The organism is Pseudomonas sp. RL_15y_Pfl2_60, from assembly GCF_963970595.1.
In the GTDB taxonomy this organism is placed as follows: Bacteria; Pseudomonadota; Gammaproteobacteria; order Pseudomonadales; family Pseudomonadaceae; genus Aquipseudomonas.
Map to the genome: position 1 here is coordinate 455,174 of NZ_CAXAOE010000001.1, position 18,730 is coordinate 473,903.

Annotated in this window: 13 protein-coding genes; 6 read left to right on the forward strand and 7 right to left on the reverse strand. The window is 55.4% G+C overall.

Annotation, left to right across the window (positions count from 1 at the left end; translation table 11 throughout):
- Positions 1-106: 106 nt before the first annotated feature.
- From AACY26_RS02185 to AACY26_RS02200, 4 genes are all read left to right on the forward strand, one after another.
- Positions 107-1,717 carry an FMN-binding glutamate synthase family protein gene (locus AACY26_RS02185; RefSeq protein WP_339510536.1) on the forward strand — a complete coding sequence of 537 codons (1,611 nt, stop codon included), beginning with the start codon at positions 107-109 and terminating at the stop codon, positions 1,715-1,717.
- 60 nt (positions 1,718-1,777) lie between these two features.
- The gene (locus tag AACY26_RS02190) at positions 1,778-2,389 is read left to right on the forward strand and encodes a LysE family translocator (RefSeq protein ID WP_339510538.1); all 612 of its coding nucleotides are present in this window, start codon (positions 1,778-1,780) and stop codon (positions 2,387-2,389) included.
- Positions 2,390-2,471: 82 nt separating this feature from the next.
- The gene (locus AACY26_RS02195) at positions 2,472-3,170 is read left to right on the forward strand and encodes a substrate-binding periplasmic protein (RefSeq protein WP_339510540.1); all 699 of its coding nucleotides are present in this window, start codon (positions 2,472-2,474) and stop codon (positions 3,168-3,170) included.
- A gap of 124 nt (positions 3,171-3,294) precedes the next feature.
- Positions 3,295-4,491: an MFS transporter gene (locus tag AACY26_RS02200; RefSeq protein ID WP_339510542.1), complete on the forward strand. Its 1,197-nt coding sequence runs from the start codon at positions 3,295-3,297 to the stop codon at positions 4,489-4,491.
- Positions 4,492-4,551: 60 nt separating this feature from the next.
- Here AACY26_RS02200 and AACY26_RS02205 read toward each other — a convergent pair whose 3' ends face one another.
- The 7 genes from AACY26_RS02205 to fadD2 all read right to left on the reverse strand — a co-directional run bounded on the left by AACY26_RS02205 (position 4,552) and on the right by fadD2 (position 16,793).
- The gene (locus tag AACY26_RS02205) at positions 4,552-4,857 is read right to left on the reverse strand and encodes a cell division protein ZapA (RefSeq protein WP_339510544.1); all 306 of its coding nucleotides are present in this window, start codon (positions 4,855-4,857) and stop codon (positions 4,552-4,554) included.
- Positions 4,854-5,099 (reverse strand): hypothetical protein, encoded by a 246-nt coding sequence (locus AACY26_RS02210; RefSeq protein WP_339510546.1) that lies wholly within the window; start codon positions 5,097-5,099, stop codon positions 4,854-4,856. Before AACY26_RS02210 ends, AACY26_RS02205 begins: the two co-directional genes overlap by 4 nt.
- 183 nt (positions 5,100-5,282) lie before the next feature.
- A complete protein-coding gene (locus AACY26_RS02215; protein WP_339510548.1) occupies positions 5,283-5,708 on the reverse strand; it encodes a 3-isopropylmalate dehydratase in 426 nt (141 codons plus the stop codon).
- A gap of 187 nt (positions 5,709-5,895) precedes the next feature.
- The gene (locus AACY26_RS02220; RefSeq protein ID WP_339510549.1) at positions 5,896-8,763 is read right to left on the reverse strand and encodes an HD domain-containing phosphohydrolase; all 2,868 of its coding nucleotides are present in this window, start codon (positions 8,761-8,763) and stop codon (positions 5,896-5,898) included.
- Between the two features lie 100 nt (positions 8,764-8,863).
- Positions 8,864-12,856 (reverse strand): ATP-dependent RNA helicase HrpA, encoded by a 3,993-nt coding sequence (gene hrpA / locus AACY26_RS02225; RefSeq protein ID WP_339510551.1) that lies wholly within the window; start codon positions 12,854-12,856, stop codon positions 8,864-8,866.
- Positions 12,857-13,025: 169 nt separating this feature from the next.
- Positions 13,026-14,714 carry a long-chain-fatty-acid--CoA ligase FadD1 gene (fadD1, locus tag AACY26_RS02230; RefSeq protein WP_339510553.1) on the reverse strand — a complete coding sequence of 563 codons (1,689 nt, stop codon included), beginning with the start codon at positions 14,712-14,714 and terminating at the stop codon, positions 13,026-13,028.
- Positions 14,715-15,104: 390 nt separating this feature from the next.
- Positions 15,105-16,793 carry a long-chain-fatty-acid--CoA ligase FadD2 gene (gene fadD2, locus AACY26_RS02235; protein WP_339510555.1) on the reverse strand — a complete coding sequence of 563 codons (1,689 nt, stop codon included), beginning with the start codon at positions 16,791-16,793 and terminating at the stop codon, positions 15,105-15,107.
- A gap of 311 nt (positions 16,794-17,104) precedes the next feature.
- Between fadD2 and AACY26_RS02240 the strand changes: the two genes are divergently transcribed.
- Positions 17,105-18,067 (forward strand): alpha/beta hydrolase, encoded by a 963-nt coding sequence (locus AACY26_RS02240; protein ID WP_339510557.1) that lies wholly within the window; start codon positions 17,105-17,107, stop codon positions 18,065-18,067.
- Positions 18,064-18,534, forward strand: a complete 471-nt coding sequence (locus AACY26_RS02245) for a MaoC family dehydratase (protein WP_010490527.1) — start codon at positions 18,064-18,066, stop codon at positions 18,532-18,534. The genes AACY26_RS02240 and AACY26_RS02245 overlap by 4 nt, the downstream gene beginning before the upstream one ends.
- The last annotated feature ends 196 nt before the right edge of the window (positions 18,535-18,730 follow it).

Sequence of the window (18,730 nt, forward strand, 5' to 3'; positions counted from 1 at the left end):
GGAGCAGCAGCATGGCGCCTGAAAGCATTTATTTTAGATCTACAAGCACTCGCATCAAGATGATCCACAGTCAGGCGCTGGCAAATTTTCAACAAAAGGAACTTGTATGAATCTGTCTCTACTGAGCCGCTACGCATTTTTTGCGTTTTGTGTCCTGTTCACCCTGATCAACCTGCTGTTTGTAAAGCATGAATGGGTTTGGCCCCTGATCTTTATCGGCGCAACCCTGAGCATCATCGGGGTGATCGACTTGCTGCAAAAACCGCAGGCTGTTCGGCGTAACTACCCGATTCTTGGCAACATACGCTATCTGGTCGAAGGCATTCGCCCCGAAATACGACAGTACCTGCTTGAGGCAGATGGCGACAAACTGCCGTTTTCACGCGCGCAACGTACGCTGGTCTATGCGCGCGCCAAGAACCAAGGGGGCGACAAGCCATTTGGCACCTTGCTTGATGTTTATCAGGACGGGTTTGAGTTTATCGGCCACTCCATGCGCCCCGCCCCGGTCAGCGACCCCAAGGACTTCAGGGTCACGATCGGCGGCCCCTTGTGTACACAACCCTATTCGGCCTCGGTATTTAATATTTCTGCGATGAGCTTCGGCTCCTTGAGCGGCAATGCAATCCAAGCCTTGAACAAAGGCGCCATGCTCGGTGGCTTTGCCCACGACACCGGCGAAGGCAGCATCAGCCCTTATCATCGCCAACACGGGGGCGACCTGATTTGGGAACTAGGCAGTGGTTACTTCGGGTGCCGGGCGGCCGACGGTACCTTTGACCCTGAACGCTTTGCCGAACAGGCCAAGTCAGAACAGGTAAAAATGATCGAGATCAAGCTCAGCCAAGGCGCCAAGCCAGGCCACGGCGGGATTTTGCCAAAACATAAAATTTCCGAAGAAATCGCGCTGACACGCGGCATCCCCATGGGCATTGACTGCGTATCGCCGTCGAGCCACAGCGAATTCTCAACCCCCATCGAGCTGCTCAAGTTTATTGCCAGGCTTCGCGAACTGTCCGGCGGCAAGCCCGTCGGTTTCAAGTTGTGCCTGGGCCACCCATGGGAGTTCATGGGCATAGCTAAAGCCATGCACGAAACGGGGATTCTGCCCGACTTTATTGTGGTCGACGGTAAAGAGGGAGGCACCGGGGCAGCGCCCGTGGAGTTCACCGATCACATTGGCGTGCCAATGCGTGAAGGCCTGCTGTTTGTGCATAACACCCTGGTCGGGCTTAACCTACGGGATAAGATCAAGCTGGGCGCCAGTGGCAAAATTGTAAGTGCTTTCGATATCGCCAGCGTACTGGCCATCGGCGCTGACTGGGCAAACTCCGCACGAGGCTTCATGTTTGCGATCGGTTGCATCCAGAGCCAGTCGTGCCACACCAACAAATGCCCAACCGGCGTTGCCACCCAAGACCCACTGCGTCAGCGCGCGTTGGTGGTGGGCGATAAGGCCGAGCGCGTCTATAACTTCCATCACAACACCCTTCATGCATTGGCAGAGATGCTCGCTGCGGCTGGCCTGGAGCATCCGAAACAACTGGATGCCAAGCACCTGGTGCGACGTATTTCCGCCACTGAGATCAAGTTGTTTTCGCAGCAGCACGTTTTCCTCAAGCCTGGCGAATTGTTGAGTGGCAAGATTGAAGGCGAGTTCTATGAACGCATGTGGTCCATGGCGCAACCTGACAGCTTCGATGCAACAGTCATGTGATCGGGAATAATCACACTTCAACCAGCCTTGGCACACTCAACGACTAGATAGAGAGCATTGATGGCCCTTCAAACATGGTTGCTTTATCTGATTGCCATTACCGGCCTGTCACTCACTCCCGGCCCCAACGGCTTGCTGGCGATGACCCACGGCGCCCTATATGGACACCGCCGCGCGATGTGGACTGTGATGGGCGGGGTGATCGGTTTTACCCTGTTGATGGCGCTGTCGATGTTCGGCATCGACAGCCTGCTCAAGGCATCGGCCAATGCCCTGACCATACTCAAATGGCTGGGCGGCGCTTATCTGATCTGGCTCGGCATCCAACTGTGGCGCTCACCACCGCCCAACTTGAGCACACTCGGTGATGCACATGCGCGGCCGGCCACATCACTGTTCAGCCAAGGTCTGTTCGCAGCCCTTTCCAACCCCAAGGTAATTTTGTTCTTTGGCGCTTTCCTGCCGCAATTTCTCGACCCCAACGCCAACATCTGGCTGCAATTTGCAGTCATGGCGCTGACCTTTGTAATAGTCGAGGGGGCTGTCGAGTACCTGCTTGCGCGTATGGCACAGCGCATCCGTCCATGGCTGCAACGCAGCGGCAAAGGCTTTAATCGCAGTTGCGCAGTGATGTTTATAGCCATCGGCAGCGCCTTACCGATGACGCGATGAGCTCAGTTTTAAGCGAGTGTTAAATAGCGTGATGCATCGCATATTGGACAGGCGCGTTGCAAGCAGTTGCCTGGCGCTCTGTTTGACGCTGACTGCCATCTGCTCTCACGCTGAACAGCGCCAACTGAACTTCTCCATACCTGACAGCTGGGGCATGCCGCTGGTTGGCCTGGACAGCGGCCAGGCAACTAAGGGTTTTGTATATGACTTGGAAAACCGACTGGCTGATCGCGTCAATCGTCAGGCCCGGTTCATCATCGTGCCGCGACTGCGGGTAATCCAATTACTGCGCGCAGGTAAAGTCGACGTACATTGCTTCGTCAGCAAGGACTGGATGCAAGGCAATACCGCGGACTATGCCTGGAGCGAGCCCTTTATCGAACAATCTGACCTGCTGATTACGCGCACCGCCCTATCCTGCAAGAAACCACCGCAAGGTGCGTTAATAGGCACGGTGCATGGCTATAAGTACCCCGCTCTGGAAAGCGACTTTGCCAACGGCAGACTCGTACGTGACGACGCCAGAACTCAGGACCAGGTGCTTAACAAGCTGGCGATCAAGCGCTATGACTTTGCCCTGTCCAACGAATTCAGCGTCGACTGGTACAACAAGGGCAAGCGAGCAGAAGCCCAGTTCCAAAAAATCAAGCAGATAGGACAATCCCAGCTCGGCTGTATGGTTCGCAAGAGCCCTGATGTCCCTACACAAGAAATCCTTGCAACCATCGCCAAGATGAAGGCAAGCGATGAAATCGAGCAAATCTTCAAAGCCTACCGCTAGAGATTGAACTTCGCTGAACAAAAGCACCTAACCATCCGTTCCAGAGCGGGATTTAACTTACCTTCCACGCCAAAGAAGCCGATAATGCCGCGCCCAAATTCACGCCGTATGTGGAAAGCCGTCAATGCCCAACTCCAGCCAGCAAACACTCCGACCTCGCGCCATATTACTGATTGAGCTGGCGTTAGCCCTGGGCGGCTTTGCAATTGGCACCGGTGAGTTCTCGATCATGGGCTTGATGCCCAATGTCGCGCAGGACCTGGCAATTACCGAACCGCAGGTGGGTAACGTCATCAGCACCTACGCACTTGGCGTTGTTGTGGGCGCTCCGATTCTGGCCATTCTCGGCTCACGCTTGCTGCGCAAACACCTACTGTTGCTGTTGATGGGGATATTCGCGGTCGGTAACTTTGCCAGCGCCCTGGCCCCTGACTATCACACGCTGATGATTTACCGCTTCTTTGCCGGGCTCCCGCACGGTGCCTATTTTGGTGTCGCCATGCTGGTCGCGGCCTCGATGGCGCCCCCTCATAAACGTGCCAAGGCAGTCAGCCGAGTCTTGATGGGGCTCTCTATCGCGATAGTAGTGGGCAACCCGATTGCCACCTGGCTTGGCCAGTTGCTGAGCTGGCGGTATGCATTTGCCATGGTCGCATTAATTGCATTGTTAACCGTGGTCATGGTCGCCCTGTTCCTGCCATTGGATAAGCAACAACCGCGCAGCGATCCACTGTCCGAGATGCGGGCGTTTAACCGCCCACAAGTCTGGCTGGCGCTAGCCATCAGCTCGGTTGGCTTTGCCGGGATGTTCTGTGTGTTCAGTTATATGGCGCCGACGCTAATCGAAGTCACCCAGCTGAGCCCCAGTTGGATCCCCCTTTCGCTGCTGGCGTTCGGGCTTGGCGGGATTATCGGTAACATTGGCGGCGGCTGGCTGTTCGATAAACTGCAATTCAAGGCGGTCGCCTGGCTACTGCTTTGGAGCGCAGCGATTCTGATGATATTCCCAATTGCCGCGCAATCGGCCTGGACCGTGTTCCCGGCAGTGTTTGCCGTCGGCACCATGGTTGCGTTGTCACCAGCGCTGCAAACCCATCTGATGGATGTCGCCCATGGCGCGCAGACACTTGCAGCTGCATCCAATCATGCCGCCTTCAATGTGGCCAATGCACTTGGCCCGTGGCTCGGAGGCCTGGCCATCAGCGCAGGCTTTGGCTGGACCTCAACCGGCTACATTGGCGCGGTCACGGCATTGGCAGGTTTGCTGGTGTTTTTCTGGGCCTGGAAAATCGGCAACCCCGCAAAGCAGGCCAACCAATAATCGCCATGACAAGCTCGGTTTACCCTCTGCTCAGGCCAGGCCTGAGCAAGACTTGATCAGCTAGGCTTCACGAATCAAATTGTTGAGGCCAGCGACACGCTCACTGATTTGCGCTTCCAGCTGCTCGATCTGCGCCTGATGCTGCTGTTGCATTTCCAGTTGCTGGGCACAGAGTTTGAGTGCGGTCAGCACCAACAACTTCTCACCGACCAGCGTCGGCGATGCCTGTTTGGTTTCAGCCAGGAGTTTTTTGAGCATCAGTGCCGAAGCGCTCAGCGCCTCGTTCTTACCTTCCGGTGCTTTGATGCTGTAGTCACGCCCCAGGATGCTAATAACCGAGACGTTCTCTATGGATGTGCGGTTCATTGATTCAATGCTGCCTCGGATGATTGACCGGCGCTGGCCAACTCAACCAGTGCTTGAATGCGTGCCGCTGTCTGGCCCTGCAGTTCTTCCTGCTCAAGTGCGCTTAGCTGCAATGTTTCGTTTTCATCCTTGAGCGCTTGCAGTTCCTCGACCAATGACTCGTTGCGCTCAAGCAGGGATTTGTTGTCTTGCAAAAGGTTGCCGACGAGTTGTTCCAACTGCTTCAAATTGCTTTCTAACATAATGATTACTCAGGTCTTTTGCGCGGGGCCGCGACAATAAAGAAATTTTCTTGAAGAAGCCAGACACCTGCGCCCCATTAATACAGATGCCCTGCCCAATCCAACATAAAGTTTAAACCAAGAGTCGCTACGACCCGCTCACCCTGGCCTGAGTTCCAAGGTGAGGCTACAGAGCCCTATTGTTCAGGGCGTCTCGGCGCGGATATCAAAGCCACTGCTGGATTCACTGACAATGCGGAAATGCTCGTCCTGACCCTTGGTCACGGTCACTGCAACTTCTCGATTGAGACGGCCGTTGTTGCACAGGCTCTCTCCTTCTTCATCAATCGCAATTCCGACAATATGCCGCCCCGGGGCGACCGAGAAAGTGGCGGTTTCGCCAATGCCAATACGGGCAGCCAATTTGCGATCAAGCTTGAAGGCGACATAACAACCGCCGCCAATAAACCCCATGTCTCGGTTAATAATAATATTCCCGGCATCCTGATCGGCCCGCTGGTACTCGAACATACGGTCTTCTGGGATCTGGGTAATTTGGTCAGGATGGGTCTTGTACGATGAACAACCTGTCAACACAAGCATTGGTAGCACGGCATACATCAATCGCATTGGAGCCCTCCATGGGCGGCTGATTTATCTTGCTTTGCGAGCTTAGCGCATCGTTTCAGTATTGGCTCAAGCATAGGACCGCTCAAGCCAACGAGGGTAATCAATCAAACCAAAGTGTGTCAGTGCATCTGTGCAAAGCATGGGCCTGTCAACACCCGGCATCTTCAGGGTTGGCAGGTATGAATTTCTAAAACTCCTGGGTGTCGAGTTGATCTTCATGCAAAAACTGCTCGGCATACTGCATGCAGGCACCCGAGCGTACAAAGATACTAAACAGCTCGCGATCCAAATGCCCAGCCTCACACATTCCACGCATGATATGCAGGGCTTGGCTGAGCGTCTTGCTTGGCTTGTAGGGTCGGTCACGGGCGGTGAGCGCCTCAAATACATCGGCAATCGCCATAATCCGCGCCTGCGGGCTCAGCTGCTCGCCGCTCAAGCCACAGGGATAACCCTGGCCATCCATGCGTTCGTGATGCCCTCCGGCAATCTCAGGCACCTGCTTCAAGGCTTTGGGGAAAGGCAAGGCATTGAGCATCTTGATGGTCTGAATCACATGCTCATTGATTTTGTAGCGTTCTTCTTCGGTCAAGGTGCCGCGCCTGATCGACAGGTTTTTCAACTCGCCGCGGTCGTACAAAAACGGCGGGATCGCCATGTTGAATCCATAAACATTGTCTTTATCAAATGTCTCATTGGCCGGACGCGGAACCTGTTGCTCGGGCTTGTCGGCGATCAGGTTTTCCCACACCGGCAACTCGACCACAGGCTGGGCTTCCTTACGCACGCGCTCTTCACCGGAAATGCCCAGCCGGTCGTCGAGAGTGCGTAGCCAGCGTCTTTGGGCGATGAGCTGCAAACGCTGTAACTGCTCATCCCCCATGTACTCGCTGCCGGTGTTGCAACGCGCGACAAAGCTGAACTCGTCATCAAGCAATTGCCATTGTGCATCACGCGCGGCCAAGACCTGAGCACGGTCGGCACCGTCATTGATTGCTGTCAGATACTCAATCTGGGCATCGCGCTTGAGCACCTCGAACCGCAAGCGTATTTCATGAATACGGTCATAAATGGTTTCCAGCTTGGTGGCCTTATCAACCACATATTCAGGCGTGGTCACCTTGCCACAATCATGCAACCAGGCGCCTATATGCAACGCATACCAATCGCCTTCACTCATGCTGAAACCTGCGTATGGCCCTTGCGTTTCCTTGCAGGCCGCTTCGGCCAGCAGCTTTGCGGCCTGTGGTACGCGCTCACAGTGACCGCCGGTATAAGGGCTCTTGGCGTCGATTGCGGTCGCAACCAGATGGATCAGCGACTCGAACAAGGCCTTTTGCTGCTCGATCAAGCCCCGCGTTTCGAGCGCCATGGCCGCAAACCTTGAAAGCACACGGATAAATTCCACATGGCTTGCATCCAGGGCGTGATCATTGAACAACACCAGAACGCCCACCAACTCCTGCTCACGACTCAACAGCGGCACACTCAAGGTGGCAATCTCAGGCAGCCCCAGAATCGCGCAGGCGGGCTTGTCGGCGACCTGCTCGATTGGCTGCCCTGTAGCAGCGCATTGGGCCACGGCGAATAACTGTTGGTCGAGATCGACCTCACTCAGGTCGATGGGTTGTTGCAACCAACGTCCAGCGACAATTTTTAACGGCGACTGAGGCGTCAGTCGCATATAGAGCAAGGCCCCCTTTGACTGGCTGGCTTCGCTGGTCAAACGCAACAATGTCGGCAGGAACTTCTCAAGGTCAGGCTCGGCGCTAAGGCGGGTGATGATGTCCATAAAGCGCGCGAGGGTGATACTGCTCTGATTTAATGCGCCGCTCAGCTCCCGCACTTCGGTAATAAAGCTCTTGGTTTCAATCGGCTCACTGAAATTGAAGCTACGAATACCCTTGACCTTGAGTGTCAGCCGGGTGATCGGCGCAGCAATATAGCCTGAAGCCCAGGTAGCAAGAGGCACAGCCAAAAGCAGAACGAGCAAGGTCTGCAGGAAGATCTGATTACGCATGTTACGGGCAGCGCCGATCAGCTCATCATTTGGAACCGTGATCCCCAAGTAAACCTGAGCCGTTCCGGAGTCGGGCAAACGCAACAACTCGACGTGCCATAAATCATCCTCAACCTCGAGGCTGTTGAGCCTGAAGTCAGTATCCTGCTCCGCATTGAGCTGCTTGAGCATGGGCGCCAATGCCGCCAACTCTGGGGGCTGCAATTGCTCAACCTTGGGTGCTCCGCGCGTGCTCGTCTGAAATACCTCAGGCCGGTCAGACGCCAACACCTGCCCATCACTGTTAAGCAAAACCAATTGGCTGCTGGGAGTCAGGCGCCGCTGTACCAAGAGTTGATCAAGCGCGTTGTGACCAATATCCGCCCCCACAACCACACCATGGTGCCCCGTATCAAAAGCCAGGGTTGAACCAATGTCTCCGGTGTTAAAAAACTTATAAGGCATGGTGCGAATCAATTCGCCGCGCCCCAGCGCTTGCTGATACCAGGGTCGTTGCCGGGGGTCGTAACCTGCGGTGTCACGCTTGATCACCGGGCCAATCTGCTTGAGTTGGCTGTCCAGATACAAAAACCGCGTTCGGCTGGCCCCAAGCGTCGGATGTTCTATGCCATACACCAGATAAACCGCGCCCGCCGGCTCGGGATGGCCAAGGCTGACGCTGCGCCGCCTAATATCAGCGACCACAAAGTAGTTACCTTGCTGATCACCTGCAAAAAACGACACAGCCCCTCGTGACGAGCGCAGCTCTTCGACCATTGCCGGGACAGCTTTGAGCCAGTTATCAAAGCCTACTTCACGCAAATAAGGGCTGATCGCCAAGCGATGCACACTGGCGCGCACCGGCCTCATTAAGTTTTCGAAATCGATGGCCGTTTGTTTGGCTGATTGCTGGGTAGCAACCAAGGCTTTGCTGTAGATGTATGCGGCGCTCTGCTGATAAGCCCCGAGTGCGATAAACACACCCACGCTGCTGACCAAAAGCACGATGGCGCTAACGATTAAGACCCGTAACTTGACTGTCCGACCAATGCCCATGAGCGTCCCTTGAATACGTAAGCGCCGTAATAAAGCCAATCATTGCCCATACCACTATAGCCGCCTTGTCTATAAAGACTGAGGCGGCGCAGCCTTAGGATCAGGCTTCGGTTTGCGACCACTGTTTATTCAGGCGCTTATCCGAAACCGCCATTTTGGTCCCCAACTGCTGGGCAAATAGGGAGACGCGATACTCTTCAAGCATCCAGCGATACAACTGCAACTCTGGGTCACGCTTGGCTTCCTGGATGTGCTTGGCGTAGCGGGCTTGATATTGCTCCCAATAGCCTGCCAGTTCACCACTCCAGACACGGTCGCGCTGCACCTGGCTGCCAATTTTATCCAAGCGCTGCTCAATCGCCTTCAGGTAGCGCGGCAACTCCTTGATCCACTGCGCAGGTGTCTCACGGACAAAGCCTGGATAAACCAAATGGCTTAATTGCTGCTTGATGTCATTGAGAGCAATCGCCTGGGCCAGGTCGATTTTGCCTTTGAAGCGTTTTTGCAAGCCGTGCCAGAGCTTGAGGATTTCCAGGGTCAGCCGTGCCAGCCGCTCAGCATGATCAAGCCAATCGCCCCGTTTAGCCTCAGCCAGCGCCGCCAATGCCGCACCGTCGCGCGGCAAGGGTTCTTGACCATCGAGAATGCAGGAATCAAGACTGGCGAGAAGAATGTCCTCGACCAAGGCATCTATGCGCCCCATCTCTCGATACAACAACGCCAACTCGGTAAGACCCGGCAATTTGCTGCGCATGAACCTTGCCGACTCATTCAACTGCTGCAAGAGCAGGCGCTGCAAAGCGCGGCGATGCTGGAACTCGGCCTCGGCCTGAGTCGCAAAACGCCCTTCGTTAACCGTACCGGCCTCCTCGACCAGCGCCGGATAAACCGTCATGGACAACCCTGCAACCTGGTGCTGGGTTTTCTCGGCGATTTCGGCAAATGCCTTGGCTTCGATTGGCGCCTCGGCTTTAGCTGCCTGCGGCAATTCCAGGGCTTGTTGACTGGCCTTGTTGAAACGCACGGTCAACTCGGCCAGGTCGCGACCTTCACCCAGCACCTTGCCGTGGCTGTCGACCACCTCGATATTCATGCGCAAGTGGCTTTCAATCGCCGCAGCAGCCTCAACCCAGGCTTCATCCGGCACTCGCGCCCCGGTCATGCGCTGTAGCTCACGTCCCAACGCCTGCGGCAAGCTGTCTTGGGCAAAGGTGATCTTGCTCAGCGCCGCTGCTACAAAATCAGGCACCGGCACAAAGTTCTTGCGCAAGGCTTTGGGCAAGCCGCGCACCAGCGCCATGCATTTAGCATCCAGCAAGCCCGGCACCAACCACTCAAGACGCTGGGCAGGAAGCTGCGGCAACAAAGGCGCAGGGACTCGAACCGTTACCCCATCACGGGGATGGTTAGGTTCAAAGTGATAACTGAGCGGCAATTGCAACTCAGCCAAATGCAAGGTATCCGGATATTGTGCCGCGGTGACCTCGTTGGCCTCACGAGCGAGCACATCCTCCTCGCGCATGATCAGCAGCTGCGAATCCTTGGCGCTTTCGCGTTTGTACCAAGACTCAAAACTCGCGGTTTGATAAATATCCGCTGGCAGACGTGCAGCGTAGTAGTCAAACAGGGTTTCTTCGTCAGCCAGAATGTCGCGACGGCGCGCCTTGGCCTCCAGTTCGTCGAGGCGTTCAAGCAACTGACGATTGGCACTCAGGCACCGCGCACGGGAGTTGATCTCGCCACGCACCAGGCCTTCGCGAATAAACATCTCACGGGCCACCGGCGGATCAATGGGTCCGTAATGCACCGGCCGCCTGCCGACCACGATCAATCCGTAAAGGCTTATCTGCTCGTAGGCAACCACTTGGCCGCGCTTTTTTTCCCAGTGTGGCTCAAGGTGGTTTTTCTTAACCAGGTGCCCAGCCAGCGGTTCAATCCAGTCTGGCTCAATCTTGGCCACCATACGCGCAAACAGCTTGGTGGTTTCAACTAGCTCCGAGGTCATGATCCACTGCGGCCGTTTGCGCCCAATCACCGTAGAAGGGTGAATCCAGAAGCGTCGCTGGCGGGCGCCGAGGTAATCGCCATCCTCGGTTTTCTGGCCGATCTGGCTTAACAAGCCTGACAAAATGGCTTTGTGCAGTTTCTGGTAATCAACTGATCTGGCCTGCGCCTCATCCTTGGCCTGCTTGCTATCGGCCTTAGCCAAGCTCGCTTTTGCGCCATGTTTAGCCGCTGTTGTCGAACTTTCCTGGGGCTTGCCTTTGAGCTGCAGGTCGCGGCAAATCAGGGTCAACTGGCGGTGCGCGTCGCGCCATTCACGCAAACGCAGGTAATTGAGAAAGTTCTTGCGACACCAACTGCGTAAAGCGCTAGAACCCAGGGCTTGGCGTTGCTCTTCAAAACCGCGCCAGATATTGATCACAGCGGCAAAGTCGGAGTCGACATCTTTCCACTGCGCATGGGCTTGATCGGCAGCCTGCTGACGATCCGAAGGTCGCTCACGCGGGTCCTGTACGGACAGGTTACTGGCGATAATCAGCACTTCATCAAGACTGCCCTGCCTGGCGCCTTCAAGCACCATGCGCGCCAAACGCGGATCAACCGGCAGGCGCGCCAGCTGGCGCCCAAGCGCCGTCAATTGCCCATCACGACTGACCGCCGAAAGTTCTTGCAGCAAGTTGAAACCGTCACTGATGGCCTTGCCATCTGGCGGCTCAATAAACGGGAAGGCACTGATTTCACCCAGGCGCAGATGCAGCATCTGCAAAATAACCGCGGCCAGGTTGGTGCGCAGAATTTCCGGATCGGTAAATTCGGGCCGCGCAATGAAGTCTTCTTCACTGTAGAGGCGAATACAGATACCGGGCTCAACCCGTCCGCAGCGACCTTTGCGCTGGTTGGCGCTGGCCTGTGAAACCGCCTCGATGGGCAAGCGCTGGACCTTGGCGCGATAGCTGTAGCGACTGATACGCGCAGTGCCGCTGTCGATCACATAACGAATGCCGGGCACGGTCAGCGAAGTTTCGGCAACGTTGGTCGCCAGGACGATCTTGCGCCCCGGCATTGGTTTGAATATTTTCTGCTGCTCGGCAGGCGTCAAGCGGGCGTAAAGCGGTAAGACCTCGGTGTGCTTGAGCTGGGCCTTGCGCAGTATCTCCGCCGCATCGCGGATCTCGCGCTCACCCGGCAAGAACACCAATACATCACCCGGCAGTTTGCCTTCGCTGCGTTCATAGGCACTGAGTTCATCAATGGTTGCGATGATTGCCTGATCGACCGACAGGTCTTCTTCAACCCGGTTGCCATCTTCATCCTGCTCGGCAGTCAATGGCCGGTACCAGGTTTCTACCGGGTAGGTTCGCCCAGAGACTTCAACCACCGGCGCGCCATCGAAGTGCTTGGAAAAGCGCTCAAGGTCGATGGTCGCCGAGGTAATGATCAGCTTGAGATCGGGGCGCCGAGGCAGCAGGGTTTTCAGGTAGCCCAGCAAGAAATCGATATTCAGGCTGCGCTCGTGGGCCTCGTCGACAATGATGGTGTCGTACTTGTCGAGAAAACGATCATGCTGGGTTTCCGCCAGCAGGATACCGTCGGTCATCAGCTTGACCAGGCTACGCTCGTTGCTTTGGTCTTCGAAGCGTACCTGATAACCCACCAGCTCCCCGAGCGGAGTGCCGATTTCTTCCGCAACGCGCGTGGCAACGCTGCGCGCGGCCAGTCGCCGTGGCTGGGTGTGGCCGATTAAACCCTGGATACCGCGGCCCAGTTCAAGGCAGATTTTCGGCAACTGAGTGGTTTTACCCGACCCGGTTTCACCAGCAATGACCACGACTTGATGGCTGGCGATGGCCGCCTTGATTTCGTCGCGCTTAGCAGCGATGGGCAAGGCATCGTCATAGCGTATGCCTGGCACGCTCAGGCGCCGCGCTTCAACCTTGGCTGCTGAGGCCTGAAAGCGTTGCAACCACTGTGCAAGCTTGGCTTCATCAGGTTGTTTACGCAGTTCATGCAGCTGTCTGCGCAAGCGATGACGGTCAATAATCAGCGCTTGATCGAGGTTTTTCAGCAGGCGTTCTGTGTGATCAGTCATCGGTACCGTTCGGTGAGGTTGGGCGGCGGCGTGTTTCAACCCCGGCTAACAACCGCTAATTGTCGCAGATTTCCACTGGCGATGGGGCTGGGCAAGCGATCAGATAATTGTCCTCGCTCAAAACGACAAAACCCCGCAGCAGCGGGGTTTTGTCTAAAGCCAGCGACGCTTATTGGGCGCCAGCCTTCTTCAGCTCTTCGTCACGCAGTTCACGACGCAGGATTTTACCCACGTTGGTTGTCGGCAGCACGTCGCGGAACTCAACGCACTTCGGCACTTTATAGCCCGTCAGGTTGGCGCGCATGTGCGCCATGACTTGCTCTTTGGTGACGCTTTCACCCGGCTTGACCACAACGAAGACCTTGATTGCCTCGCCCGATTTTTCATCAGGCACACCAATGGCCGCACACTGCAGAACTCCAGGCAAGGTTGCCAGCACATCTTCCAGCTCGTTCGGGTAGACGTTGAAGCCTGACACCAGAATCATGTCCTTCTTGCGGTCGACAATGCGCAGGTAGCCGTCCGGCTCGATCAAACCGATGTCGCCGGTTTTCAGCCAACCGTCGGCATCGAGAATTTCATCGGTGGCTTCCTGTCGCTGCCAGTAACCTTTCATCACCTGCGGACCTTTGACGCAAATCTCGCCAGTTTCACCGAGTTCAAGCACCTTGCCTTCATCATCGACAATTCGGCAAAGCGTCGATGGCACCGGAATACCAATGGTGCCCAAACGAATAGCGCTGAACGGGTTGACCGTTGCAACCGGGCTGGTTTCGGTCATGCCGAAGCCTTCACACACCGCGCAACCGGTTACCGCCTTCCAACGTTCGGCGGTGGCTTGCTGCAGGGCCATGCCACCGGACACAGTCAACTTGAGCGAAGAGAAGTCCAGCTTGCGAAAGCCTTCGAAGTTGCTCAAGGCAACAAACAAGGTGTTCAGGCCCACGAAGCCTGTGAACTTGTACTTGGACAGGTCGTTAACCACCGCAGGCAAGTCACGCGGATTGGTGATCAAGATATTGTGTGCGCCGATCAGCATCATCGCCATGCAATGAAAAGTGAAGGCATAGATGTGATAAAGCGGCAACGGAGCCACCACCACTTCGCAACCCTCATTGAGGTTGGCGCCCATCAACTCTCTGACTTGCAGCATGTTCGCGACCAGGTTGCGGTGCGTGAGCATCGCCCCTTTGGCCACGCCTGTAGTGCCGCCTGTGTATTGCAGCACGGCAACATCATCATTGGCGGGGCTCGCCTCTTTCACAGCCTGGCCACGGCCTTTGGCCAAAGCGTCAAGGAAACTGGTTGACTGCGGCAGGTTGTAGGCCGGGACCATTTTCTTAACGTGCTTGACCACGGTGTTGACGATCAGGCGCTTGAACATAGGCAGCATATCGCCCACTTCGGTGACGATGATGCTCTTGACGCCGGTCTTGGGCACCACTTGTTCAGCCAAGTGCGCCATATTGGCCAGGCAGACCAATGCTTTAGCGCCGGAGTCATTGAACTGGTGTTCCAATTCACGTGCGGTGTACAGCGGATTGGTATTAACCACAACCAAACCGGCACGGATAGCACCGAACACAACAATCGGATATTGCAAGATATTAGGCATTTGCACGGCGATACGATCGCCAGGCTGAAGGTCGGTATGGTTTTGCAGATAGGCTGCAAAATCACCGGACAGCTGGTAAATCTCGCCGTAGGTCAGGGTTTTTCCCAAATTGCTGAAAGCAGGCTTATCAGCGAAACGCTGGCAGGACTGTTGCAAGACCGCTTGGATATTAGGGTATTGGTCCGGGTTGATCTCGGCAGCAACCCCAACTGGATACTTATCCTTCCAGAAGTTTTCGATCATGGAAGCCCACTCCTCAGTTACATCTATTCATCACTGCCGTCTAGGCAGTTGTATTGTTGTTTATATGCCTGAAGCTTGACCATCGCACAGGCCAAAAGCGGGCCGAGAGTAGCAGCTTTGCCTGAGATCGACCAGCACCAAACACAACCCTATCAGTCACAACTGATACGATTACAATTATTTCAGTCACGCACTTGCCGCGTTAGCCAATGCGCGCCTAGCTTAAACAGCCCAGCCAAATACTCTACGCCGGTTGCCTTGTGGCGCGCCGAATAATCAAATGCGCCCAAGGGCGCAATAAAAAAGCCGGGCCCGGAAGCAACATGCTCCATGGCCCAGCTTGTTTAATGACGCCTGAGCTTGAGACTCAGGCAGGGCTAACGCTACAAATCAAGCGATATCGCGAAGCTCGCGGCGCAGAATTTTACCGACGGGTGTCATCGGCAGAGAATCGCGGAATACGATCTGCTTGGGCACCTTGTACGCAGTGAAGTTTTCTTTGCAGAACGCTTTTAGCTCGGCTTCATTAAGGCCACCTTCGCGGGCAACCACGAAAAGCTTGACCGCCTCGCCTGATTTTTCATCAGCGATGCCCACTGCCGCGCAACTGGCGACCTGTGGATGGCTCATGACGACGTCTTCGATTTCATTCGGGTAGACGTTAAAACCAGAGACAATGATCATGTCTTTCTTGCGGTCAACGATGCGGGTGTAGCCATCTTCATCGATCACCGCGATATCACCGGTCTTGAACCAACCTTCAGCATCCAACACTTCCGCCGTGGCTTCAGCACGCTGCCAATAACCTTTCATGACTTGCGGACCTTGCACACACAGCTCGCCACGCTCACCAAACGGCTGCTCGACGCCCTCGTCGTCAATCACTTTGAATGCCGTACCTGGCACAGGAAGCCCAACAGTGCCTAGACGTGCCAGCTTGCCATAAGGGTTGGTGCTGGCAACGGGCGACGTTTCGGTCAGGCCGTAGCCTTCGACCACAGTGCAGCCTGTCACCTCGTGCCAGCGCTCAGCGGTGGCCTTGACCAAGGCAGTGCCGCCCGAATTGGTTAGCTTGAGGTTGGAGAAATCGAGATTCTTGAACTCCGGATGCTCCATCAAGGCGACAAACAGCGTATTCAGGCCCAGCAACGCCGAAAACTGCCACTTACCCAGCTCCTTGATAAAGCCTGGAATATCGCGCGGGTTGGTAATCAGTACGTTGTGGTTACCGTTAACCATCATGCACATGCAATTAGCGGTGAATGCATAGATATGATAAAGCGGTAGCGGCGCAATCATCACTTCCTGGCCCTGCTTCATCAGCGGCGAGCCATTGTCATCGAGCTGCTGCATGCAGGCATCGATCTGCAACATATTGGCAACCAGGTTACCGTGGGTCAGCATTGCGCCCTTGGCCACACCCGTTGTGCCGCCGGTGTATTGCAGCACTGCAATATCATCATGACCGGCACTGACGGGATGCAGTGCACCGCCCTGCCCCTGCTTGAGCACGCTTTTGAAAGCCAGTGCTTGCGGCAGGTGATAATCAGGCACCATCTTTTTGACTTTCTTGACCACGGTATTGACCAGCCAGCCTTTGAGCGTAGGCAGCAGGTCGCCCATCTTGGCTTCGATCAAGTACTCGATATCGGTATCTGGCAGCACATCCTGCACCAGCTTGCCGAACATGTTCAGGTAGACCAGTGCGCGTGCGCCCGAGTCCTTGAACTGGTGGCGCATTTCACGCGCGGTGTACAACGGGTTGGTATTGACTACGATAAGCCCGGCACGCATCGCACCGAACACTGCAATGGGGTATTGCAGGACATTTGGCATCTGCACGGCAATGCGGTCGCCGGGCTTGAGATCGGTGTTTTTCTGCAGATAACTGGCAAAGGCACCTGAGAGGCGATCCAGCTCAGCGTAGGTCAATGTCACGCCCATATTGCTGAATGCTGGACGGTCAGCGAACTTTTTACAGGATCTTTCAAACACTTCGTTGACCGAGCGGTAGGTGCTCAGGTCAATGTCATCGGGTACACCGGCGGCGCGCTTACCGCTCCAGAACTCAGGTTGCATTATTTTTATCCCCTTCCCCTGAAAAATGTCTGCCCGTTCAAGCAGGCCGTTGACTGATGCGTTCACCGCGACGATACATCCTCTATCGAGCAGCGAACGGATGCTTTGCATAGAGTGGCGCACGCAATAAGCGTAGCGGGTAATTGCCGAGCCAGGCCTGCGCGGGTTGGATGAACGTTATCAGTAACTCATCAATACGCATATAGCCTGGCAGGCTCCATCAATGACATGAATCTTTGCTCACCTTATTCGACTGTCAAAGCGCACGGGCTGGTCCTACAATAGCCACTCACGCCTGCTAAGGAATCGTCATGCAACACGAGGCTTTTTGGCATAAAAGTACTGATTGCACGCCGTTGTATGTCAACCACTGGTTTGGCGAACAGCCGCCCAAGGCGGTCGTCATGCTGGCCCACGGCATGGCTGAACATAGCGGCCGCTATGCAGGTTTTGCCCAAGCGCTGGTCGCCAATGGATTTGAACTCTATGCGCACGATCAGCGCGGCCACGGCAAGACAGCCGAAAATGGCATCCTTGGCCACTATGCAGACGCCAATGGTTGGGACCTGGTGGTCGATGACCTGGCCTGCATCAACCACCTGATCCGCCATCAACATGCGCAAGCCCCGATATTGTTGTTCGGCCACAGCATGGGCAGCTATATCGGCCAGGCCTATCTGATGCAGCACAGCAGCAGTGTGCATGGCGCTGTGCTTTCCGGCTCCAACTATCAACCCGTTGCGCTGTATAAAAGCGCGCGGGCCATCGCCCGGTTTGAAGCCTGGCGCCAAGGGCCATTGGGCCGCAGCGCATTGATCGACTTTCTTTCATTCGGCTCATTCAATAAGGCATTCAAACCCAACCGCACTCCATTTGACTGGCTAAGCCGCGACCCGGACGAAGTCGACAAGTACATCCATGACCCGCTCTGCGGTTTTCGTTGCAGCAATCAGCTGTGGCTCGACTTGCTCGCCGGCCTGCAGGAAATCACCCCGCCAGCAAAGCTCGCCCAGATCGAAGCCAGCCTGCCGCTGTTGATAATTGGCGGCGCGCGTGACCCGGTAAGCCAAGGCAAACGTCTTGCAGACTTGGCCGGTGCACTTAAAGAGGCCGGCAAGCAGAATGTGGAACTGAAAATCTATCCTGACGCTCGCCACGAATTGCTCAACGAGAGCAATCGCGATGAAGTCCACAGTTTTATTATTGAATGGTTGGAGCAGACCCTTGGCCAACCACGCCCATTTCGATCCACGATCCAGGAGATCCACCAATGAGCCAACTTAGCAACACGCCTTACGATGAACTCGAGGTCGGCCAAAAAGCCAGTTACAGCAAGACCGTCGAGGAGCGTGACGTGCAGCTATTTGCCGCCGTTTCTGGTGACAACAACCCAGTTCACCTGGATGCCCAGTTTGCCGCCGAAAGCATGTTCAAGGAGCGTATTGCTCATGGCATGTTCAGCGGCGCCTTGATCAGCGCAGCAGTTGCCTGTGAATTGCCCGGTCCCGGCACGATTTACTTGGGCCAGACCATGCGTTTTACCCTGCCGGTAAAGCTCGGTGACACCCTGACTGTGCAGTTGGAAATTCTCGAGAAGCTACCCAAGTTCCGGGTGCGCATCGCTACTCGCGTGGTTAACCAGCGTGATGAAATGGTGGTTGACGGCGAAGCCGAGATCCTGGCTCCACGCAAGAAACAAACAGTCGAGATGCCGCCGATGCCACAGGTTACTGTCAGCTAAAGCAATAGCGTTTGACGAACACATATTGTGCTTTGTGCATGAGTCATCAGACAATGCACAATAGCTGTGCATGCAGGACCTGCATGCACATTACCTGACCCTATAGATTTATCCAGCACATAGCCTAGTCAATATATCCACCGATATTTTGTGCATCATGCACAAATCGCTTTGTAACAATCATTCTGTGTGAAGT